Annotated in this window: 9 protein-coding genes; 6 read left to right on the forward strand and 3 right to left on the reverse strand. The window is 55.1% G+C overall.

The annotated features are described in order from the left end of the window. Nucleotides 1-2 precede the first annotated feature (2 nt). A complete protein-coding gene (locus tag I4V53_RS04460; RefSeq protein ID WP_195984190.1) occupies nucleotides 3-3590 on the reverse strand; it encodes a response regulator in 3588 nt (1195 codons plus the stop codon). Continuing rightward, nucleotides 3587-5731: an EAL domain-containing protein gene (locus I4V53_RS04465; protein WP_195984191.1), complete on the reverse strand. Its 2145-nt coding sequence runs from the start codon at nucleotides 5729-5731 to the stop codon at nucleotides 3587-3589. The genes I4V53_RS04460 and I4V53_RS04465 overlap by 4 nt, the downstream gene beginning before the upstream one ends. A gap of 734 nt (nucleotides 5732-6465) precedes the next feature. Between I4V53_RS04465 and I4V53_RS04470 the strand changes: the two genes are divergently transcribed. Together I4V53_RS04470 and I4V53_RS04475 are read left to right on the forward strand one after the other, a co-directional pair. Further along, nucleotides 6466-9663 (forward strand): response regulator, encoded by a 3198-nt coding sequence (locus I4V53_RS04470; RefSeq protein ID WP_207747838.1) that lies wholly within the window; start codon nucleotides 6466-6468, stop codon nucleotides 9661-9663. Nucleotides 9664-9728: 65 nt separating this feature from the next. Then, entirely contained in the window at nucleotides 9729-11357 is a 1629-nt protein-coding gene (locus I4V53_RS04475) for a hypothetical protein (RefSeq protein WP_195984192.1), read from the forward strand. 171 nt (nucleotides 11358-11528) lie between these two features. Here the strand turns inward: I4V53_RS04475 and I4V53_RS13985 are convergent, their stop codons facing one another. Then, the gene (locus I4V53_RS13985; RefSeq protein ID WP_195984193.1) at nucleotides 11529-12542 is read right to left on the reverse strand and encodes an N-acetylmuramoyl-L-alanine amidase; all 1014 of its coding nucleotides are present in this window, start codon (nucleotides 12540-12542) and stop codon (nucleotides 11529-11531) included. 226 nt (nucleotides 12543-12768) lie between these two features. On the opposite strand from I4V53_RS13985, the gene I4V53_RS04485 reads away from it, so the two are divergent. The 4 genes from I4V53_RS04485 (at nucleotide 12769) to I4V53_RS04500 (ending at nucleotide 23877) form a co-directional block, all read left to right on the forward strand. Beyond that, the gene (locus I4V53_RS04485) at nucleotides 12769-13476 is read left to right on the forward strand and encodes a 5'-methylthioadenosine/adenosylhomocysteine nucleosidase (protein ID WP_286167029.1); all 708 of its coding nucleotides are present in this window, start codon (nucleotides 12769-12771) and stop codon (nucleotides 13474-13476) included. 117 nt (nucleotides 13477-13593) lie between these two features. Continuing rightward, the gene (locus tag I4V53_RS04490) at nucleotides 13594-14193 is read left to right on the forward strand and encodes a cyclase family protein (protein ID WP_195984194.1); all 600 of its coding nucleotides are present in this window, start codon (nucleotides 13594-13596) and stop codon (nucleotides 14191-14193) included. A 488-nt stretch (nucleotides 14194-14681) separates the two neighbouring features. Continuing rightward, nucleotides 14682-16259, forward strand: a complete 1578-nt coding sequence (gene asnB / locus I4V53_RS04495) for an asparagine synthase B (RefSeq protein ID WP_195984195.1) — start codon at nucleotides 14682-14684, stop codon at nucleotides 16257-16259. Nucleotides 16260-17064: 805 nt separating this feature from the next. Further along, nucleotides 17065-23877 (forward strand): cadherin-like beta sandwich domain-containing protein, encoded by a 6813-nt coding sequence (locus tag I4V53_RS04500; RefSeq protein WP_195984196.1) that lies wholly within the window; start codon nucleotides 17065-17067, stop codon nucleotides 23875-23877. Nucleotides 23878-23925: the final 48 nt, after the last annotated feature.

Consider the following 23925-nt stretch of genomic DNA (forward strand, 5'->3'; position numbering starts at 1 on the left):
CCTCAAACCTCCTTTCCAAAGATAAAATCATACAGGGTTTGGAAGAGCCGGTCCGGCTCAATCGGCTTGGCAAGATGGGCGTTCATACCCGCCGCCTTGCTCTTTTCGATATCGTCGTCAAAAGCATTGGCTGTCATGGCGATGATCGGGATGGCGCCGGCGTCGGTATTGCTGAGGTGCCGGATATTCATCGCGGCGGTCAGACCGTCCATGAGAGGCATCCGGATATCCATCAGGATCGCGTTGTAATACCCTTCGGAGGACTTGCTGAAGACCTCCAGCGCCCGCAGGCCGTTGCCCGCGGTTTCCACCTCAAAACCCTTGCTTTGCAGGAGCGCCATGGCGACTTCGGTGTTAATCTGGTTGTCTTCCACCAGCAGCACGCGTTTCCCGGTGAAATTGTAATCGATGGCGGCCGTCTGCTGCGCCTGTTCCTCCTTTTCCCCCAACGCTTTTGTAAACGCGGAGACAAGCGAGGTTTTGAACATCGGCTTGCTCATCAGCAGGTTGACGCCCGCCAGCTTTGCCTCATGCTCGATGGGGATCCAGTCGTAGGCGGTCATGATGATGATGGTGACCTCCGGACCGACGATGCCGCGGATGCGCCGGGCGGTTTCCAGACCGTCCATCTCCGGCATTTTCCAGTCGATGAGAATCATATCGTAGAATTCGCCTCTTCCCCAGAGGGCGCTTACCCGGTCGACGGCCTTGCGTCCGCTGTCCACCCATTCCGCCGTAACCCCCATTTCACGCAGGGTGACGACAGCGCTCTCGCAGACAGCCACATCGTCGTCCACCACCAGCGTCTTCAGATGCGAAAAGTTGTAATGCTGCTTCTTCTGGTTGTGGCGAAGCTTCTCCTCCTCGGTGATGCCCAGTTTGACGTCCACGGTGAATTCCGTGCCGATCCCCTTGATCGACCGCACGGTGATCTTTCCGTCCATCAGGTCCACGATGTTTTTGCAGATGGCCAGGCCCAGCCCGGTTCCGCCGTACAGGGAGGTGGTGCCGGTGGATTCCTGGGAGAACGGCTCGAAGAGGTGGGGGAGGAATTCGTCGCTCATGCCCACGCCCGTGTCGTTGACAATGAAGCGCAGCCCGGCGTCGTTTTTGGTTTTGCGGCGCTGGGAGGCGGAGAATGTGACCTTTCCGCTCTCTCCGGTGAATTTGATCGCGTTGCTTAAAATATTGAGCAGTACCTGCTGCAGCCGCATCGCGTCGCCGATGTAATAGTCGTCCAACACCGGATCGACGATGCACTCAAACTCCACGCCCTTGGCGGCGGCCTGGCTGTAGCAGATGGAATTGATGCCGCTTAAAAATTCCTCGATGGGGATTTTTTCGCTTTTCATGAGCATTTTTCCGCTCTCAATCCGGCTCATATCCAGAATATCGTTGATCAGGGAGAGCAGGAACCGGGAGGAAATCCCGATCTTGGAGATGCAGTCCGCCACCTGGTCGTCCTCGCCGATATGCTGTGCCGCAATGGCGCTCATGCCGATGATGGCGTTCATCGGCGTGCGGATTTCGTGGCTCATCCGGGAGAGAAAGTCGGATTTGGCGGCATTCGCCTGCTCTGCGGCCAGCAGGGCGGAGGCCAATTCCTCCTTTTGCCTCTGTTCCTGACGGACGACGTCGGTCACGTCGGTGCGCGTCATGCAGACGCGTCCCATTTCTTTGTTGATATAAAAAATCTGGAAGCGCTTGACTGCCTTCACACAGCCCTTCTCCAGAAGCTCCGCAATAAAGGTGTAGGAATCCCGCTCCGCCAGCTGCTGCTTCATAAAGGCAAAATCCAGTTTGCCCAGGAAGAGCGCCCGGGTTTCCTTATCCATACAGCGGTCTGCGACCAGGCGGATTTCCTTTTGGAAATCTCCCTCAGACGGAACGGACTGTTCCCATTCACGGTCGCAGGCAACCAACCGGTAGGAGCCGCGCGTCAGATTGATTTCTGTGATAATATCGTAATCCAGCCGGGCGATGTTGTCGAGCAGCCGTTCCAGCAGCCGCTTTTCCGTGACGTCCAGCGTATAGAAGAAGACGATAATGTCCCCTGTTTCCGGGTCCCGGGTGGTGCGCAGACTTGTATTTGCCCAAAAGACCCCGCCGGCGTGGCTTCTGCGCAGGTAGTCGAGATGATAATCCACTTTGCCGGCGGCATAGTCGGCAAGTACGCGCTCGCGGTTCAGGGTGTTGAGGATTTCATTCCCGTATGCGGCGTCCACGGCGGTCGCCGCCAGGGTCATGATTACCTCGTCGTAGGAATCCCCATTGTGCGCGACCGCTACGTCTGTGTTTGCCAGATAGCTCTCCACCCGGTTCTGCGTGAGGTTGATGCTTCCCTGGATGCAGCCCTCCGCGGAGGCCATTTCCGCAAAATAGGCCAGTTCTTTTTCATAGAGCTCGCGAATCTGCTTTTGCAGCTGCTTTTCCTCTGTGACGTCCACCAGGACGCAGTAAAGATAGGATTCCCCGTCCTTTTCCACCACGCGCTGCGCCTTGAGGGAGACCCACTTTATTGTCCCGTCTTTGCAGATCAGGCGGGTTTCGTTGTGTATGGCGTCTCCTTTGAGCAGCTGCGCATGTATGGTAGCCGTTGTTTCCGCGATGTCCTCCGGACTGCTGACCGCGGACATCCGGTTGCCCATGGCGGCGAACTCCTCACGGGAGTAGCCGATAAAATCAAACAGGCCGTCGTTTGCGGCGATAACGGAAAAACCGGCGTCGTACCGGCAGCGGAAAACAGCGCCGGGAATGTGGTTGTAAAGCTGCAGAACCTCCTCCTGGGCTTTGCGCTGCGCTGTAATATCCATACAGACCGATATGATCGCCGGACGTCCGGTTTCGTCGGTTACCCGCCGCCCAACGTCGTGTACCCAGATGCAGGAGCCTTCTTTTTTGCGCATTCGGTACTCCACGATATATTCATCACCGGTTTCCAGCTGGCGGGCGACCGACGCGTCCACCTGTTCCCGGTCGTCCGGATGCATACAGTTGGAGATCAGGCCCCCGATGTCTGCGACAAATTCCGCCTCATCCGCGTATCCCAGGTGCTCCAGCATGTGCTGGTTGATGAAATAAAAAGGGAACCCCTCTTCGATATATCCGCCCATCATGCCGCCGGGCACCGAGTCATTCAGCAGCTCCTGACGCTGCCGGACAATGTTCTCCATCACGAGCGTACCGGGGTAATGTTCGGTTTCCCGCTGGCTGGGACCCGGTTCCGCAAAATGGAAGCTCTCGATCAGCCAGGCGCCGTCCTGCTGGGACAGTGTGAAAAAGCCCCGCAGCGGCCAGGCGTAGAGAGGATTTTTCAGGGTTGCTTTAACGGCTAGGCTGCATATATCCTTTGTAAGGTAGTGTTCATGAATGACAGAAAAATCAAGGGTAAACGGTTCCATGATCTCCTGGATGTCCTGCCGCAGATAGGCGGTCATCTCCGCTTTGCCCCGGGCGATTTCCTTCCAGCCTGTGCCGACAAAGTCCACGTCCTCCGACAGGTAGGGAAGAAGCCCCGCCAGGTCGCGCTGTTCAAACCAGGTCCGGCAGAATGTCTCCAGTGTTTCCGCCGGCGTCATACCGTATTTCATTTGTTCCGCCCCCCTAAAAGACCGCAGCTGTCCGGCGCAGTGCCGGGCGCCTCCTCTTCATATGTACTGGCATGTATGACATGCTGGATGCGTTTGAACAGGCTCGTTTGCAGGTGCGGTTTTGCCGCGAAATCATCGGCTCCGGCGGCAAAGGCTTTCCCTTCCAATTGCATTTCCGCCGGGCCCGTGGCGACGATGGGAATGCGGCAGAAGGCTTTTTCCCGCTGCAATGCCTCCAGCACTTCAAAGCTGCTCTCTTCCGGCAGGGTCATGCTCAAAACGGCGGCGGCAATCCGCCGCTCATATACCGCGATGGAAGCCAGCGCGGTTCTCCCGTCCGCCGCTTCGACGATCTGGAAGCGGTTCCCCATCGCCTTCCGTACCTCCTGCCGATAGTCCGGGTCTTCGTCGACGACCAGCAGAACCCGGGTCTGGCGGTCCTGCGCCCGGTGCATCGATTCCTCCGCGCAGTCCAGCGGCGGGGGACTCTGCCGCAAAAGCGCTTCAAAATCCTGGACCGGCATCGGTTTTCCGATATAGTATCCCTGTGCAAAGTCGCAGCCGATCGCCCGGAGGCGTTCCAGCTGTTCCTGCGTTTCGACCCCCTCGGCGACGACGCTCAGAGACATCCAGCGGGCTAGGCTGATAATAAAGCGCAAGATGCCCTGGTTGGCCGGCTTTGCCGTCTCGCTCTGGATGAATTTCATATCCAGCTTTAAAATGTCGACCGGCATCTCGTTGAGCATATTCAGGGAAGAATAGCCGGCGCCGAAATCGTCCATTTCAATGATAAAGCCCAGCTCCCGCAAATGGCCGACCACGTCGACAATCTGCGTTGGGGTTTCGGTATAGGCGCTCTCCGTGATTTCCAGATGGAGGCGTGCGGGCGGAAGTCCGTATTTTTTTATGATGCGCTGTAAAATATCCTCCAGATCCGCGTTGTAGATATCGGCCCGGGATACGTTGACCGAAACCGCGATGGGCGGATACCCTTTGCGGTCCCAATCCTGAAGGACCTCGCAGGCCCGGTCCCACACATACTGGTCCAGCTTGGTAATAAAGCCGTTTCGTTCAAACAGCGGGATAAACTGGGCGGGGGACTGCATGCCCCACTCCGGGTGGTTCCAGCGGACCAGGGCTTCAGCGCCGGCCAGCCGGTTGTCTTTGATTCGGAATTTGGGCTGCAAATAAATTTCAAACTGCTTTTTCTGCAGTGCGGCGTCCATATGATTGGTGACCGTCTGTTCCCATAACAGCTTGTTGCGCAGGGTATCGTCGTATTTGGCAAAGTACTTCCCATATTGTCCTTTTATGGTACGGGCCGCCAGGATGGCGCGGTCGCACATCTGCTCAACCGGGATATCCCGGTTCTCCACATGGTAAACGCCCCACTTCATCACCACATTCTTCGCATGGGGCAGGGCGTTGATCTCCGCGCAGGCCTGCTGAAACATTTTATCCGTGTATTCCCACCGGCGCTCCAACAGGCAGGCAAACTGGTCCGCGTTAAAACGACAGCAAATCGCTCTGTTGCCCGAGAGCGCGAGATACAGATCTGCGATTCCGCAGAGAATCCGATCCCCCGCAGGAACGCCGAAGATGTCGTTGATCAGCTTGAAATTGACGATATCCGAACAGATGATGTCAAATTCCTGATCGGGGCGCTGCAAAAGGGTTTCCTTCACACGCTGGTAGAAGAACGCTTTGCTGTAAAGCCCGGTCAGACTGTCATACTGGATCAGGTTGATCATGGCGGCGGTCTCCCGCAGATGAATGATGCTGGCCACCCGGTGCAGAATGATCTGCGGCCGGTACGGCTTGGCCACAAAGTCGGCGGCGCCGTGAGAAAGGGCTGCAACCTCGTCCGATTCGCTGTCGCTCTGCGTTGTCACGATCACAGGGATCAGGGAGTAGGAGGGATTGGCCTTTACAATGGATAAAAAGGTGTACCCGTCCATGACCGGCATGATGATGTCCAGCAGGATCAGGGAGATTCGTTCTCCTTCGTGTTCCAATATTTCGAGTGCTTTCTGCCCGTTTTCCGCCTCCACAACGTCGTAATCGTCGGCCAGAATCTGGCACAGGAGCATGCGGTTGAGCGTATTATCTTCTACTACCAGAATTTTCTTCTTTGCGATCATTGTTCCTACCTCTTTTAACCAGCGTGATTTTCAGACCCTGCAGCTTTTTACAAAAAATTCTTATTAAATGTGAATGTGGTACTTTTCCGATTCAGGATTTGTTCGTTTATTACAGTCTGAAAGGCGGTATTGCTCATATGCCAATTAAACTATAACAAAAACCTTTTGGATTGGCAATGACACAGAGGCAAAAGAACGTCCCAAAATGCAAATCGTACAGAAATGAAGGCATAAGGCAAAAGGGCAACCGTATTCAGCTGCCCTTTTGTATGTTCACCAATCCAATCGATGTCCACAGTTTGTATTAAATTATTTTATCAAATTTAAATCGCCCTATAATGAGATTATCACATTCAGAAACGCAATAAAATTTCCTGTCGAAAATTTGTTTATTTTAACAATTTTCATTCGATGGCGGGAATCGTCCGGCGTGGGTTCCGCATTCTGGTTCTCCCAAATTGGCGCGGCGGGTCTGGATTCCAAACCCGCCGCAGAAATACAGCGGAAAAGGAACAGACGGTGTGCAAATGTTTTTTATTACATATTTCAGAAAATCGCCGGATTTTCCACCTCTAAACGTAGCAAAAAACCCTTTCCTGCCGGGTTAACCGGGAAGCGGACTGGAGCTGAGAAGACACAACTGTTTTTTTATCGTTACAGTTACCAGTTTTTGTGTTACAATGATAAAATAGCTGAGAGTATAACCGATTGTTGATAAGGAGCCTGGTTCATATATGATTACAGCATTTACAAAGCACATGCATCGCTGCGTATCCGTCTTACTGGGCCTGCTCCTGGTTTTAGCGCTGTGCGGACCTGCTCACGCGGAAGAAAATAACCGCGTGGTTCGGGTTGCCTTTCCGGAGGTAAAGGGACTGAGCCAGACGGCGCCGGACGGTACCCGTTATGGGTTGGTTGTGGACTATCTCAATGAAATTGCCAAATATACCGGTTGGGAATACGAATATGTGGATACAACCGGGCAGGACATGTCGAAGGAATTGGAAAACGGCGATTTTGAGTTGATTGGCGGGGCCTATTATCTGCCTGGAATGGAACAGTATTATGCCTATCCAGATTATAATATGGGATACAGCCGTTCAACCATCCTGGCCCGCTGGGATGACCGCAGCGTCCACAGCTTTCATTTGGAAAGTATGAACGGAAAGACCATCGGCGTGTATGATCGTGCGGTGGAGAATGTCCGGCGTCTCAAGGAATTTTTATCAATGAACGGCTTGGAGTGCAATCTGCGTTATCTTACATACGAAGAACTTTCGGAGAATGGAGATTTTTATCCGTATCTGGAAAGCGGAGAAGTAGACCTGCTGTTGGGAAATATGGCGGAGAGCAGCTCCTTTCGCGTGGTTGCTTCCTACGACTCGCAGCCGTATTACATTGTGACCCGCCCTGGAAATCAGGAGATACTGGACGGCTTGAATATGGCGCTGGAGCGGATAGTAGATGCGAATCCCAATTTTGCCGCGGAGCGTTACGCCGCTAATTTCCCGGATCACCTAGTGGATATCCAGCTCAACGACCGGGACCTGGCGTTTGTAAAAGAGAATCAGACGCTTACAGTTGCCGTTCCGAAGAGCTGGCACCCGTTATACTGCCAGGAATTGCTGGAAGAACTGCATCCGGGCCTGGTTCCGGAGGTGCTGGAGGAGGTCAAGGCTTTTACCGGCCTGACGTTTTGTTATGTATATGCCGAAAATTACATAGAAGCGGTGCAGCTGGTGCAGCAGGGAAAGGCGGACGTTCTGGGGTTTTTTCTGGGAAATGAGGAGGACGCGGCCGAGATGGGGCTGGCGCTTTCCACACCGTATGTGCGTATGAACAACATTGTGGTACGCAACAAGATGTCCAGCTATCCGGATGCGGGGCTGGTGGGCGCTGTGCTAGAGGGCCAGAAGCTTCCCAGCGATATTCCTGCGGCGTCGGTGCGCGTGTATCCCAGCCTCACGCAGGCGCTTTCGGCGGTGGACCGGGGCGAGGCGGACTTTATCTACGGCTTGTCCAGCCGGCTGGAACAGGATATCCAGCGGTATCAATTTTCCAATCTGGTGCCGGTGACGCTGGTCAACGATCAAAGCGATATCTGCCTGGCAATGGCGCGGCCTGTGGACCCGGATTTGCTGACCATCCTCAACAAGGCCATTAACAATCTTTCTGCGGAAGAGAAGACCGCTATGCTGAATCGCAATATGGTCTCCATCGGCGTGAATCAATTTTCCTTAATGGAATTCCTTATGGCGAATCCGATGCTTGCCCTGTCCATTATGGCGGTTATTCTGTTGATTCTTATGGTAGCTGTGCTGCTGGTGGGGCGGGCGCGGATCCGGGCCGCCGTCATGCAGGGTAATCTGGAAAAGGCGGAGGCGGCGAGCCGTGCCAAGGGCGAGTTTCTTTCCAGAATGAGCCATGAAATCCGTACGCCGCTGAATGGGATCATCGGTATGAGCGTTATCGCCACGCAGCACCTGGATGATCGGGACAAGGTGGCGGATTGTCTCACAAAAATATCCATTTCCTCCAGGCATCTGCTGGCGCTGATCAACGACGTCCTGGATATGTCCAAAATTGAAAGCGGCAAGGTGGAGCTGAAGCAGGAGCGCTTTGACTTCCGCGCCTTTTTGGAGAATCTTGGAAGCGTATATTATGGACAGGCCCAGGGGAAGGGCATTGCATATGAGACCGTACTGGTGGGGTTGGTAGACGAACAATTAAAGGGGGATTCCCTGCGCTTAAACCAGATATTATCCAACCTTCTCTCCAACGCCATCAAATTTACGCCGTCCGGCGGTTCGGTTCTGCTGCGGATTTCACAGATTTCTCAGGACGAAAGGACCTTGCGGCTGCGGTTTGAAGTGACCGACACCGGCTGCGGGATCGCGGAGGAGAACTACAGTAAAATATTTGAGTCCTTTGAGCAGGAGAATTCGAATGTGGCCAGTAAATACGGCGGCACCGGTCTTGGCCTTTCAATTGTCAGGCGTTTCACCGAGCTGATGGGCGGCAGCGTGCAGGTGACCAGCGAGTTGGGCTCCGGCAGCACATTTACCGTTGAACTGCCGTTTGAAAGAGCGGAACAGCGGAAGGCTGCCGGCAGCTATCAGAACCTGCGGGTGCTCGTGGTAGATGAGGACCGGGACGCCTGCGAGCATACCGCTGCGCTGCTGGGGCAGATGCAGGCGCGGGCGGAATGGATAGAAAGCGGAGAACAGGCGGTTCTGTGCGCCGAAGCGGCGCACAACAGGGGGGCGGATTTTGACGTTTGTATCCTGGATTGGAAAGCGCCGGATACGGACATGCTGGAGACGGTGCGCCGTCTCCGTGCCGCGGGGGACGGTAAACGTCCGGCCGTGCTGATCACGGCCTACAATGTGACGGAGGTTGAGCAGGCGGCGGAAGAGGTTGGCGCCGCAGGTGTGGTCATAAAACCCCTGTTTGGGTCGTCGGTCGCGGAGGCCCTGAACAGTATTGAACAGGAGCGGCCTCTCTTTGACGCCAAAGCGTACGGCCCCGCCAATTACGATTTTCATGGAAAGCGTATCCTGCTGGCAGAGGACAACGCGCTCAACCGGGAAATTGCCGTGGAATTGATCGGGGTCACCGGCGCGGAGTTGGATGCCGTTGAAGATGGATGCCAGGTGGTGGAACAATTTAAAGCGTCACAGCCAGGCTACTACGACCTGATTCTGATGGATGTCCAGATGCCGCGGATGAACGGTTACGAAGCCACCCGGATGATCCGGAAAATGGAACGTGCGGACGCCCGCAGTATTCCGATTTTTGCCATGACGGCCAACGCCTTTGCCGAGGATGAGCAGAAGAGCCGGGAAGCCGGCATGAACGCCCATATTTCCAAGCCGCTGGACATCAAAGTTGTCTACGAAAAGATGCATGCGTTTTTATGCGAGAAAATGTAGTTGCTGCCGGTCAAGAATGTTCTTTATAAAAAAGAGGAGATCATTGGGTAAAGGGAGAGAAGAAGATGGATTGTCCTAAATATGGAAAGGTAAATCCAGAAAACTGCGTATTTTGCGGATGCTGCCGAAACGCCCTTTCCAGGGAAGAAAACGCTGTTACAGCCGTACCTGCCCCGTTGGAGCCGCAGCCCGCGGCGGCAGGTATAAAAGCCGCTCCGGAACGGGCAAAAAAGCAACGTGTCGGAAAGAAATGGGTCATTGGGGCAGTGGTTGGCTTCCTGCTTGTTGGTGCGACGGCCGCGGCTTTGTCCCTTTATTACCGCGCTTTGCCGGCCAGCCAGTTTAAGAGGACGCTGGAGGATGGAAATACCGCGGGAGCTGTGGCGGTGTTTCAGAGTTATTCCAACGATCCGGACTTTATGGACCGGGCGGGCCGCACCGCCAGCGAGTATGTCGACAAGCTGATACAGTCGTATCAGAGCCGCGAAATATCCGGCGAAAGTGCGCTGGCAGGATTGGAGTCCGTCGGCCTCATTATCGATACGAAACAATATGCGGAACAGATTGAACGGATCGAAGCTTCCAGGGCGTCTTTTGAAGATGGAAAAGCCGCGATGGAGTTAAAGGATTATAAAAAAGCGATTGTGCGCTTTTCAGAGGTGCTTAAGGAGGATACGGCGAGCTACAGGGATGCAAAATTATATACGGAGCGGTGCGCGCTCGGCTGGTCCAACCAGGTTTATGCAAAGATCAGCCAAAAGGCAAACCAGGAGGATTATTTTGGCGCATATACGGCTGCGTTGGAGATCGACCCCTTGTATGCGTCCGAGGACGTAAAGGCGCTGACGGCGGAGGTGCGGGAAAAAGCGGCGGAAGAGGTTTTCGCCACGGCGAAAGAGCTGTTTGACAAACAGCAGTATGCGGCGGTTTATGAATATATCCAGAAATTTGACCCGTCCATGCTGACGGAAGAAATTTCTCAGCTTGCAGACGGCGCTGCGTCCGCATTTGCGGAAGCCAAAATCGCGGAGGCGGACGATATCGCAGAAGAGGGCGACCTGGAGCGTGCGGCGCAGCTTCTGGAGACGGCAAACGGCGAGGTTCCAAGCGATAAGCTGACGGAGAAGCTCAAAGAATACGGCAGGCAGCAGGAAGCCGGGAAGCTCAGCCAGACCCAAAATGCGCTGTCGGTCTATTACGACGCGGAAGATGAGACGTACAGGATTGCGCCGAAGGGACTGAGCACGCGGTATATCAACCTTGGGAAGAACCGGAATATGGAACCGCGCATCACAGCGGATTCCACAGGCGCCGTTTTTGTGCTGCTGTTCGGCCTTCAGGAGGAGGAAAGCCTCTATATGGATGAGATTACCGTCGACTGTGACGGCAGGGAATATCCGCTGCATGTGGATTTTTACGACCGCAACAGCCAGTTGGTGTTTGGGGGCGGCGTGCTTGAGTGGTATGCAGCCATCCATACCCTGCAATCTTCCAGCCTGTATAAACGGGCGGTCAATTTGAAACCGATGCTGGAAGATATGCTTCGTGCAACGGAGGTCCGGATTCGTTTTTCCGGCGACAGGGACCGGGAGATTCTCGTTCCCGCGCCGCAGATTCAGGAGCTTCAAACCATGTGGGAGGTCTTTCAGACACTGGAAACCGATCCTTCGCTTGTGGAGGAATTTGCCGAATGATTGGGTGTGGTTCCGAAAAAGGGGACAGCCGGTGAAAAGCAAGTTGGCGTTTGTAACGCTCTGATATAAGTAAAATGAATAGCGGGCCGCCGGTTAATTTACCGGCGGCCCGCTGCGTGCATTATGTGAGCATAAAAATCTCCCCGGCGTAATTGCGCCGGGGAGATTGCTTTAATTGCTGGGGGTAATGGGGCCGGATTCCTCTGTAGAATTGGGCATATATTCGCCCTCTGCGTTGGCAATAGGTCCGGTTGCAAGTCCATACTGCATGGTCGGGCCGGACACGGTCACGGTGCACCGGACAGTTTGGCCATTCGGCGTGGTGGCGGTGATGACCGTCTCGCCGGCGGACATCGCCAGTACAAATCCATCCTGGTCAACGGAAGCGACGCCCGGATTGCTGGAACTCCATTTCAGGTTCGGCACGGCGCCGCCCATGGTGGAGGATACATTCAGGATTAAGGCAGTGGAGGTGTTCATATTGGCAAAGATGCGGTCGATGGAGAGCCCAGCGGCGGTTCCCACGTAACCCTTCGCATATTCATTGACGGCTGCCGCCATGCTCTTGGCGATGTTGTCAATGTTGTTTTTAATCCAGACGACGTCCTGAGCATTGTCGTGGAACGCTGTCTCGATCAGCGCGTGCGGCATGGTGGGGAGGTACATTTCCATCAGTGCGTCGTTATAGGCCAGTTTGATATTCGACTTATCCGGATAGCAGAAGTTGGACTGCAAAACCTTGGCAAAGCGCAAGCTTTCCGCGCTCTTGGTGTAGTAGTAAATCCGGGTGCCGTTTGCCTTGCCGTTCGCCGCGTTGGAGTGAATGGCAAGATAGAGGTCGCATCCGCCGTTTTTCGCCTCGTTTGCACGGTTTACCAGGAATTGCTTCTGATTGGCGGAAACACCGGTCTGCGGTCCGGCCAATATGTAGTCAATTCCATAGCCCTGCAGGTAGGGGATCATGGCGTTTGCCACCTGGCGCATGTAGTATTCCTCGCTGCCGCTGCCATCCGCATAGGGATTCCAGGGCTGCGCGGCGGGGCTCAGGTAGACCTTAAAGCGCCCGTTGGGTCCGTTATAGCGCTGCGTGTCGACAGACGCCGCACTGCCGGCAACGGCGGCAGCCATGCACAGGGTCAGGACCATGGCAATTGCGGAAAGAAGGGTTTTCCATGTTCGGTTCATTTTTTCGCTCCATCCTCTTTTCTTTTGACTTAATTGTGGTTTTATGGCGGTCAATCGTCGGTAATAACGAAATTGATTTCTCAAAAAAATGGAATTACAAATATTATATGATATAAAAGAGCAAAACACAAGAAAAATGAGTGATTATGTAAAGTAATTGCTTTTCCAGCTTTCATCCGATATAATTGGAATAAAAGTACAATTGTAAAGAAATGGTGGGGGCAGAATGTTGATTGGAATCATTGGCGCGTTGGCAATTGAAGTGGAAGAAATCATCGGAAAGATGGAAAATGCGGAGAAGGAAACAGTCAGCCGGATCGACTTTTATCTCGGGAAAATCAGCGGCGTAAACTGTGTCGTGGCGCGCTGCGGCGTGGGAAAGGTCAATGCGGCGCTGTGCGCGCAGACGATGATCCTGCGGTATGCGCCGGACATGCTGATCAACAGCGGCGTCGCCGGCGGCATCAAAAAGGGCATCCGGATCGGCGATCTGGTCCTGGCGAGCTGCACGGTGCAGCACGATGTGGATACAACGCCGTTTGGCGATCCGGCCGGATTGGTTCCCGAAATCAATTTGGTTGAAATGCCCACCTCCCATCAGATGAACTTGGCGCTTGCGGACGCGGCGAAGGCCTGCGGGTTCCCGGGGGCCGTCCATGAGGGCTGCATCGCCTCGGGCGACCAGTTTATCTGTAGCACGGAAAAGCTGCATTGGATCGCCTCCACCTTCGGCGCGGACGCCTGTGAGATGGAGAGCGGAAGCATCGCGCAGGTCTGTACGATCAACGGCGTTGCATACACGGCGCTGCGCTGTATCTCCGACAATGCGGACGACGGCGCGGACGCGGATTACGAACAGTTTTCCGAGTATGCCGCTCATCAGACGACAGAACTGTTGTGCAGGGCCCTGCCGGAATTGGCAAAGCTCGCGTAAAGGCGCGCTTTATCCCTTTGCATCTGCAAAGGCTGCTGTATATAAAACAACGGAACCGGTCGATTTCTTTCATCCTTTTGTAATATTTTTGAAACTTTTACAGGAAGGGGGACGCGTATGCGCGTGGTCGACATTTCCCGGGAGCTGTTCAGTACGCCAGTCTATCCCGGAGACCCGGAGCCGCGCCGGGAAATTGTGCGGCGCATGGAGCTGGGGGATTCCTATAACCTCTCCGGCTTCTATACCGGCTGCCACAGCGCGACGCATGTGGACGCGCCGCGCCACTTCATCAGCGACGGAAAGACGATCGACGAGCTGCCGCCGGGCCGTTTTATGGGCCGCTGTACCGTTGTGGCGGCGAGCGGGATTGTGACCGGCGCGGATATCGACCGCATCATGCCGTACTGCGAATCCATCGTTCTGCTGAAGGGGAACGGAACAGCGTATCTTTCCCAGAGCGCCGCGTTTGCCCTGGCGGATGCGGGCGTGACGCTGGTGGGAACCGACGCGTGGAGCATCGGCGCGCCGCATGCGGAGGCGGAGCCCCATATGGAACTCCTCAGCGCGGAGATTCCCATCCTGGAGGGGCTGGACCTTTCGCAGGTATCGGAGGGGAATTACACTCTGGTTGCTCTGCCGTTGTTTTTAAAAGGGGCGGAAGCGTCTCCCGTGCGCGCGGTTCTCTTGGAGGACGACCCGCCGGAATATGGGTTTTAATCGTTGTTATAGATGATGAAAACTGGTTTTGCTTAATGCATAGGAAAAGGGATACCTGGTGAATCTGCATAAACTGAATACGGAACAGGAAAGCATGTTGGGTGTTGTCAATTTTTTGGCAACAAGCTGCATGCTTTTTATTTGTGCCGCTTCAGAGCCGCCGTAAAAGGTGTCGATCCATGGAGAAAATGGGTTTCCCATGTGTGGGCAACTTTCTTTATATGCAAGTGATATGCCTTGTAAAATTCATTTTGCAAGGGATAATTTGGATAAAACACCTTGTTTTGCAGAAAAAGTTGGTATAACTTGCAAAAAGGGGGTTGACAAATTTGTTTGATGGGTGTATAGTCCCAAACAGAAAGGCAAAGGCGTCTTTGAGGGTGATCCCTTGACGGCGTCTTTGTCTTTTTTGTGTTTTTATGAAAGAAATCGTTACAGTGGAAACAAATTTCGGGATGCTGTATAGAACAACAATGGAGGGTATGGATATGTGTTCGATTATGGGATACTGCGGCGCGAACGCCGCATGGGAAGCTTTTCAAAAAGGCTTTGACCGGACGCTTTCACGCGGGCCGGATGACAGCAGGATCGTCAATACGGGGAACGGCCTGCTGGGGTTTCACCGGCTTGCCATCATGGGGCTGGATTCCACCGGTATGCAGCCCTTCTGCCTGGATGGCAGCTATATCGTCTGCAACGGCGAGATTTATGGGTTCCAAAAATTCAGAGCCGCGCTGTCCTCCCAATATACATTCCAGAGCGACAGCGACTGCGAAGTGTTGCTGCCGCTCTATCGGGAATACGGCGTGAAGATGTTTGCGATGCTGGACGCGGAATTCGCCTGCATTCTCTATGACGGCGATACCAGGGAGTTTATCGCCGCCCGCGACCCCATCGGCATCCGCCCGCTTTACTATGGTTATGATCAAAAGGGCGCGATCCTCTTTGCCAGTGAAGCCAAAAATCTGGTGGGGCTGGCGGGGAAAATCATGCCCTTTCCGCCCGGGCACTATTATAAGGGCGGCGAATTCATCCGCTATTGCGACATTTCCGAACCGGAGACGATTTGCCATGACGACTTGGAAACGGTGTGCCGCAACATCCATGACAAGCTGGTGGCAGGCGTGGAAAAACGCCTGATCGCGGATGCGAAGGTTGGGTTCCTGCTTTCCGGGGGACTGGATTCCTCTCTGGTTTGCGCCATTGCCGCCCGAAAAAGCAAAACGCCCATCAGAACCTTTGCCATCGGCATGAGCAAGGACGCGATTGATCTCAAATACGCCAGGGAGGCGGCGGATTATATCGGCAGCGACCACCGGGAAATCCTGATCACCCGGGAGGATGTGATTTCCTCTCTGGAAGAGGTGATCGCCGCGCTGGGCACCTATGACATCACCACCATCCGGGCCGGGGTCGGTATGTATCTTGTCTGCAGGGCCATTCATGAACAGACGGACATCCGTGTGCTGCTGACGGGTGAAATTTCCGACGAATTGTTCGGCTATAAATACACCGACTTTGCGCCGAGTGCCAGAGCGTTTCAGGAAGAAGCGCAGAAGCGTCTCCGGGAATTGCATATGTACGACGTCCTGCGCGCCGACCGCTGCATTTCGGTCCACTCGCTGGAGGCAAGAGTGCCCTTTGGTGATTTGGACTTTGTCAAATACGTGATGTCGGTGGACCCGGAGCTCAAAAGGAACCGCTATGGAAAAGGGAAATATCTGCTCCGGCACGCCTTTGAAGGCGATTATCTGCCGCAGGAAATCCTGTACCGGGAAAAGGCGGCGTTTTCTGACGCGGTGGGCCACTCCATGGTAGACGACCTGAAGGCATATGCAGACAGTATGTATACTGATAAGGCGTTTGAGGAAAAGCGCCTGCAGTATACCCACGCGCGGCCGTTTACCAAGGAATCATTGCTTTACCGGGAACTCTTCGAACAGTATTATCCCGGCCAGAGCGAAATGGTTTCCGATTTCTGGATGCCAAACAAAGCCTGGGCCGGGTGCGATGTGAACGATCCGTCCGCCCGCGTCCTTTCAAACTATGGGGCCAGCGGACAATAGGGGTGGAATGCAGGTGAAAAAGAGCAAATATATTTTTGTTACGGGAGAGGCGGTTTCCGGGCCGCGAACAGGGAGGCCCGCCGCTTCTCTCAAACGACTGCTAAAAGCGCGGAGGCTGCTGCCAGGAAAATTGGCGGCAGCCTCCGCACTTTTTATGGTCAAGAGGAAAATCGTGAGGGTTGAGATGGTTCATAATGCTCTTTTTGTGAATTTGACGGGACGTCCCGGTGCGGATTGCCGAAGGGCCGTTCTATTTTTTTAACGCTTGTTTTCGTATTCTTCAAACTGGAAAGGAGAACATTGTCCTATATTGCGGTCGGAGAAATTGCATAGCTGTATGGCAACGCCATTCTTCATGAGTCGAAAACCGTGTTTCTGGAAAACGCGGCATTTTTGCTTTCTCCGGCCTGATCTCGATAGACAAATAATCCTTGTACTTCTCTTTGGCCATTTTAATAAGAGTTCCCGCAATGCCCTGCCCTTGATATTCCGAATGTACCAGACATAGTGCATATAGACAAGCATCTCACTGTCATCCAACAGCCGTACCGGACCGACCAGATGCGCATCGTCCCAGAAAAGGACTTTTTGTGTTGGGAATGCGCAGCAGGAAAAATATCCTTGATGAGATTCAAGAATGAAGAATGTGATACCGGCATTTATATCGTTCCAGAAAACATTTTTATTTATAAGTTTTGCTTGTATAATACTTTTGATGTTAAGAATTATTAAAATAAAAGCTTAATGATCGCGTTTAACATCGGAGTAAAATGTGGAGAAAAGTGGAAAGGGATGTAAAAGCAGAATGAAGAAAAAATTGAAAAGAAGCGTCGCCGCTCTGTTGGCGGTACAAATGATTCTGGCGCTTCCGGCGGGGACCGGAATCGCTTTTGCGGCTGAAGCGCCGGTGCAGGGAAACGTCTTGGAGACGTTCGACGGCTGGACCAGCCGCGTTGTAGCCGACGCCATCGAGGTAAACGTGCTGGCCTTTGGCGCGGACCCGAGCGGCAAGACGGACTCTGCCGCCGCGGTGGAGCGCGCGCTGGCCTTTGCTAAGGAAGAACAGGAGAAAAACCAGGGCATGGCGGTGCGTCTGCTGTTCGCCAAGGGTGAATATGGGTTCTGGTCGGATTATGCGCCGGTGCGGGAACTCTATGTCTCCAACACGGTGGGAACCAACCAGGCGTATAAGGATAAGCACATCGGCATTCTGGTGGAGGATATGCACGACGTGACCATCGACGGCGGCGGGTCCATGTTCCTGTACCATGGGGATATCACAACCTTTGCCAGTATCCGTTCGGAAAACGTCGTGTTTACCAATTTTGATTTCGACTTTGCCAGCCCGACGGTGGTGGACGTGACAGTGGAATCCAGAGAAGGGTCCTCCGTCGTCGCCTACATCCCGGAGTGCTACAATTATACCATTGACGGGACCAGCATCCGCTGGCAGGGTGAAAAAAGCCCGGTGACCGGCGCGCCCTACTGGAGCGGTTCCAACGGGCTTGCCTATACGCAGATTTACGATTATGCCAGCGGCAGAACCTGGCGCGCCTCCAACAATTTGTTCAGCAATGTCAGCAAGATTGAAGACATTGGAGACAATCGGGTCAAAATTACATACAGTAATACAGGCAATATGCCGCCGGTTGGATACTGCTATCAGATGCGCAATACGACGCGCACCACGCCGGGCACCTTTTTCTGGGAAAGCAAGGATGTGACGGTTAAGGACGTCAACGTACATTTTCTGCACGGCTTCGGTATGGTGGGCCAGCTTTCCGATACCATCACGCTGGACAACGTCGATTTTACCCCGCGCCCCGGTTCCGGCCGGACCACGGTGGGATTTGCGGATTTCATCCAGATGTCCTCTGTCAAAGGCAAGGTGACGGTCAAAAACTGTACCTTCACCAATCCGCACGACGACCCGATCAATATCCACGGCACCTATCTGACGGTCGGCGCGGTCAGTGAGGACAACAAGACCTTTACGCTGAACTACAGGCACAATGAAACCGGCGGCTTCCCGCAGTATTATGTAGGCGACGAAGTCGAATTTGTGACCAAGGGTACAATGATCCCCGTTGAGGGCGGTACGGCGCGCGTCGTCGCGGTGGACGGCCCCAACGCAGGCAGCCTGAACCAGATCAAGATCACGCTGGACAAGGCGATTCCGGGCATTACCGGAGACAACAACAGCTATGCGGTTGAGAACATCACTTACACGCCGGAGGTGGAGATCACCGGAAACCGCTTTGTGGAAACACCCACCCGTGGAATACTGGTCACCACGCGGAAACCGGTTCTCATCAAGGACAACTATTTTGACGGTATGGGGATGGCCAGTATCTTCATTTCCTGTGACGCACAGGGCTGGTATGAGTCGGGCCCCTCACGCGACGTCACCATTACGGGCAACGTGTTTGACCGGCCGCAGAGCAACGCGATCCTGATCGAGCCGACCAACCCGTCAAACGACCCAAATTACCAGATTCACCAGAATATAAAAATTACGGACAATATCTTCAATCTCTCCGGCCCCAATCCGATCAACGCGAAGAGCGTGAATGGTCTGACCATTGAAGGGAATACCTTCCGGCGGTACGACCCGGACGTACAGATGAGCCTTTCTGCGGGCAGCCTGTCCCTTGCGGCGGGCGGAAGCCTGGCGACGGATCTGGACAAGTCCGGCAATACCTACAGCGCGCAGATGTATCAGCTCCGAGCCTGCAAGAACGTAAAAATTGCGGATAACGTGTATGACGCGGGATTCAACCTGCGCGCCAACACGGCGGACGGCACGACGGCGGACGATGTAACAATCACCGGGGAAGACACCGTGCTGAACGCGGCGAACCAGCTGCCGGGTACCGGGCCTGTCAGCTATGTCAGCTCTGACCCGTCCATTGCGGAGGTGGACGCCAACGGCGTGGTGCATGCAAAGAAGAGCGGTGCGGTGGAAATCTGGGCGTATACTGCCTGCGGCGACCGTATTTTTGAATCGAACAGGCTTGCTTTGACTGTGACGGGCGCCGGGGCGCAGGATCAGGCTCCCGATGCGATTGTGGTTCGCGGCGAACAAAACGTTCTGGCGTCTGGCGGTTCCGCCTCATTTGTGGCGGAAGTAATGCCGGCGGACGCCGCGCAGGAGGTTGTCTGGAGCGTGCGCGACGCGGCGACAGGGGAGACCGCTTCGTTTGCTTCCATAGGCGATGACGGCGTATTACACACGACTTCCTATGGTGTGGCGGAGGTTACAGCGACCTCCGCGGTCAGCGGCGCGGTTTATGGAACCAAACTGGTCACGGTGAGCAAGCCTTCCGGCACGGGCCTGAATGGAAGGTGGAGCATTCAGCAGAGCGACGATGCGCGCTGGAGCCTGAATGCCGAAGAAAAGAGCGTCAGCATTACCGGCCAGGGCGGCGGCATGTGGGCCGGCGGCACCGGCGCGCGCAACGTGTTTGTTACGGATGCGCCCGAGGGCGATTTTACCGCGACGGTAAAGCTTGCCGGCAAGACGAGCGGAAACGGCAGCGACTGGGAGGAAGCCGGCCTGGTGATCATGAAGGACCAGAACAATTACGTCGCGGCGGTTCGTAAGAACAACGCGGGCAGTCCAAAACTGGCGGTCAACAATGAAATAAATGCCAGTCCCAAGGAAAGCCTGATGAACGATGCGGCGGAAACGGATATTTTCCTGCGCATCGTCAAGACGGGAACCGACTTTGCCTGCTCCTATTCCGCGGACGGAGAAACCTGGACGCCCATTACCCAGACGGGCGATACCTCCTCCAACAGCGCGCTGACGGGTTCCGGTTTGAAGATCGGCTTCTATGCGGGCAACAAGGACAACGGAAGGACATATACCTTCTCCGATTTTGCCCTGGATGGCAAGGAAATTCCGCTGGTGGACAACAATACCGCACCATCCGCGGCGGAGGCGGCGATTGCCGGCGTTCCGGCGGCGGGTGAAATACTGCGTGCCGATTATGTGTTCTCCGATCCGGAAAACGACGCGGAAGGCGCCACCCTTTACCGCTGGAGCGCGGCGGACAGCGCCGAAGGGCCGTTCCAGCCAATTGCGAATGCAACAGGAAAAGACTACACGGTGCAAAGCGCGGACGCTTCCCGTTATCTTCGCGTAGAGGTCGTCCCGGTGGACGCATACGGTTCCGCGGGCGCGCCTGTGGCGAGCGCGGCGGTTAAAATTGCGGACCGCGAAGCGCAGCCGGATAACGCCCTGCTGGAATCTGTATCCCTGCCCTCCGGACTGGTGCTGGATCAATCGTTCCAGGCCGGCAGGGAGACATATGAGATGACCGCTCCGGCGTCCCTTTCCTCCGCGCCGCTTGGATTTACAGCGGAACCGGGCGCGGCTCTGAAGCTCTGTCTCAATGGAACGGAAATAGCCTCGGGAACTGGTACGCTGGCGGGTGAAATCGTCTTTGCGGAGGATGAGAATATCCTCACGGTGGAAGTGACCTCCCCCAACGGACAGAATAAAAAGGTCTATACATTTACGGTTGTGCGCAAAGGCGGCAGCGACGCGCGGCTGGCCGTTTTTGAGGCCGACGGCGTGGATTTCCCGGCCTTCTCCGCGGATCAGAAAGCGTACCTGACCACGGCGGAGACAGAACAGCGCTCCATGAACCTGCATTTAAAGACAGCCGAGGAAACAGCAAGAATTTCCGTGCGGGTAAACAACCGGCTGATCGCCGGCTATGAAGATAACGAGTTCACACAGGACATTGCGTTGGCGGCAGGCGGCAACGTGGTGGAGATCACTGTGCGGGCGCAGGACGGCAGCACAAAGCTGTACCGCGCCGTAGTGTTCCGCACCGGTTCCTCCAATGCGGACGCGGCATCCATCAGCGCGGTAGAAAACTTTGACCCGTCTGTGACCGATTATGTGGTTACCGTTGAGGCGGACGAAAACGGCGTCCTGCCGCTGCGCGTTACCCCGGCGGATGAAAACGCCAGGGTGAGCATTACGGCAAACGGCGTCTTTATCGACTCCGGTTCCGCCGATGTGCAGTTGGAGGACGGACTCAACACGATCATTGTTAAGGTAACGCCGGAAACGCTGGAAAAACCGAAATATTACACGCTGACGGTCCGCAAGCAGTCAGATTCCGACGCGGGTCTGGCCGCGCTCTCTTTGGATGGGGCGAAGATGTCTGAAGCGTTTGATACCAACACGGTTTCCTATGCGGCAAAGGCGGACAGCGGGAAGATGGTCCTGCACGCGAGTACGTTTGAGCCGCAGTCAAAGATCACCGTTTTAAGCGGAACGGAAGTCTATGAGGCGGTCGGCTCCATTGAACAGGAGATTACCCTCTACGAAGGTGAAAACCCCGTTTATGTGCGTGTTGTCTCGCCGAATGGGCAATCCGTTAAAACGTATGAAATATTGGTTTCCGCTTCGGGCGTGGTCTATCTGTCCGATTTGGATTGGAAGAGCGCGACCTGCGGATACACGGGCAATATCCAGAAAGATAAATCCTTTGACGGCAATGCGATCCGCCTGCTGGGCGAGGATGGCGTAGTCTCCTATGACAAGGGCTTCGGTATTCATGCCAACTCTGTGATCGTCTATGATGTGGCGGATAAGGGCTATACCGGCTTCCATACCTTTGTTGGCATCGATCAGGAGATTACAAAGCCGAATGAGCCGAATATCAACTTTACGGTACTGGTCAACGACGAAGTGAAGTTTGAGCTGAAAAACGCGAACGGCTATACGAAACAGGCGGAAATCAACCTCCCGCTTGACGAAACCGCGCAGACCATCACGCTCAAGGCGGAATACGTGGCGCACGACTGGAGCGCGCACTGCTCCTGGGGCGATACAAAGTTCCTGACGCCGATGGAAGAAGCGCCGGCGGCGGAGCGGCAGGTACAGTCTGTCAAGCCGGTTGAGGCAAAGAAAGTCGGCCTGCATACCGCGCTTGCGGATGCGAAACTGCCGGATACGGTTGACGTCGTATTGGACGACGGGTCGGAAGCCGCGCTGTCCGTGATATGGGTTGGCGGCTATGATGCGGCGAGCGAGGGTGCGTATACGCTGAAGGGGATCTTGCAGGCAACGGAGCAGGTTTCCAATCCGGAGGGCCTGACAGCAGAATGCACCGTTGCCGTCCAATCGGACATTGCCGTGGAGCGCACGCTGAATGTCACCTTCCCGTCGAAGCACGCCCAGCTTTCCATTGAAGGCGAGGATGTCAAGCTTGCCAACCTGATTGGCAGGTACGAAGCAACGGTTATGGCGGACGACGCTGTAACGTTGACCTTCACCCCCACGGCGGAGGGCAGAGAGTTTGCAGGTGTAACCGTGAACGGGGAACCGGCGGCCCTGAAAGATATGGAATCCTACACCTATACCGGCAAGATGCCGAACGCAGATACCGCGCTGGACTTTGCGTTCACCGTTGTGAACAAGCAGGTGCTGCGCACCGTAATCGAGATTGCGGAAGGACTCAAGGATGGCGACGAATACAACGCGGCGGTGCCGTCCGTACAGAAGCTGTTCGACGCGGCGCTCGATAAGGCGGTTGCAGTCGAGGCGCAGGCGGATGCATCGCAGAAGGACATCGACAACGCATGGGCAAAGATGCTCAACGTCATCCAGTACCTGAGCTTTGCAAAGGGCGACAAGACCGTCCTGAAGGAAGCGCTGGACACCGCGGCAGCTTTGGAGCAGGACGACTACACAGCCGAAAGCTGGGCGGCGTATGAGCTGGTTCTGGCGGCGGCGCAGGAGGTCTATGACGACGCGGACGCAATGGACAAGGAGATCAGAGAAGCGGCGTCGGACCTGAACGCGGCGATGGTCTCCCTGGTTTACAAAGCGGATTGGGATATGCTGAACACGGTGCTTGCACAGGCGGAGGAGATTGAGAAAGTCCTGGAGGAAAAGTATCTGCCTGTTGGCCAGAAGGCCTTCCGCAACGCGCTGAACGCGGCGAGAGAGCTGGATGCGGGAGCGTCCCAGAAGGAAATCGACGCGGCGGCGGATGCGCTCACAAAGGCGATGCTGGTTTTGCAGAGAATCCCGAACAAGGATGCGCTGAAGGACCTGCTGGGCGAGACGGAGAACCTGCGTCTGGACAAATACACAGCGTCCAGCGCGAATCGTTTCCGCTCCATGCGGAACGCGGCGCTGGCAGTCGCAGACGATCCGGACGCGACGGAGCAGGATGTGGAAGCGGCTTACAAAAATCTTCTGGCGGCAAAGGCGGCTCTGGAAGCAAAGCAGCCGGTTGTGGTGAAGAAGAGCGGCGGTTCCGCACCGGTGGCGTATAATACCTACGGCGCGGACGGCAGAGTTTTGGTGCAGCTTGGCGCGCCGTCCGTCCGCTGCGATACGACGGAGACGCTCACGCTCAGAAGAGGCGAATCAGCGCTGATGCGGATCACGGTTTCCAATGGAACCGGCTTTGCGCCAAACTTCACCGTGGGCAACGGCAGTGTTTTGAAAACGCAGGCGGTTTCCCAGATGGGCAATGTATACACTTACCGCGTGTGGGCGGTCGGCACACCGGGCGCCAGCACGGGCGTGTATACCCAAATATCCAACGGTGAGCCGCAGAAGCATTGCACGGTTACAATCGCCTGATAAGCGATGACGCATAAAACGCCCCGGGCAGAACGTGAATTCGTTCCG

Source organism: Clostridium sp. D33t1_170424_F3, from assembly GCF_015667585.1.
Lineage (GTDB): Bacteria > Bacillota > Clostridia > Oscillospirales > Acutalibacteraceae > Anaeromassilibacillus.

What these genes read in the sequence shown, in the direction of transcription:
- I4V53_RS04460 (WP_195984190.1), bottom strand. Translation starts at nt 3,590, where the DNA reads ATGAAATACGGTATGACGCCGGCGGAAACACTGGAGACATTCTGCCGG.
- I4V53_RS04465 (WP_195984191.1), bottom strand. Translation starts at nt 5,731, where the DNA reads ATGATCGCAAAGAAGAAAATTCTGGTAGTAGAAGATAATACGCTCAAC.
- I4V53_RS04470 (WP_207747838.1), top strand. Translation starts at nt 6,466, where the DNA reads ATGATTACAGCATTTACAAAGCACATGCATCGCTGCGTATCCGTCTTA.
- I4V53_RS04475 (WP_195984192.1), top strand. Translation starts at nt 9,729, where the DNA reads ATGGATTGTCCTAAATATGGAAAGGTAAATCCAGAAAACTGCGTATTT.
- I4V53_RS13985 (WP_195984193.1), bottom strand. Translation starts at nt 12,542, where the DNA reads ATGAACCGAACATGGAAAACCCTTCTTTCCGCAATTGCCATGGTCCTG.
- I4V53_RS04485 (WP_286167029.1), top strand. Translation starts at nt 12,769, where the DNA reads ATGTTGATTGGAATCATTGGCGCGTTGGCAATTGAAGTGGAAGAAATC.
- I4V53_RS04490 (WP_195984194.1), top strand. Translation starts at nt 13,594, where the DNA reads ATGCGCGTGGTCGACATTTCCCGGGAGCTGTTCAGTACGCCAGTCTAT.
- asnB (WP_195984195.1), top strand. Translation starts at nt 14,682, where the DNA reads ATGTGTTCGATTATGGGATACTGCGGCGCGAACGCCGCATGGGAAGCT.
- I4V53_RS04500 (WP_195984196.1), top strand. Translation starts at nt 17,065, where the DNA reads ATGAAGAAAAAATTGAAAAGAAGCGTCGCCGCTCTGTTGGCGGTACAA.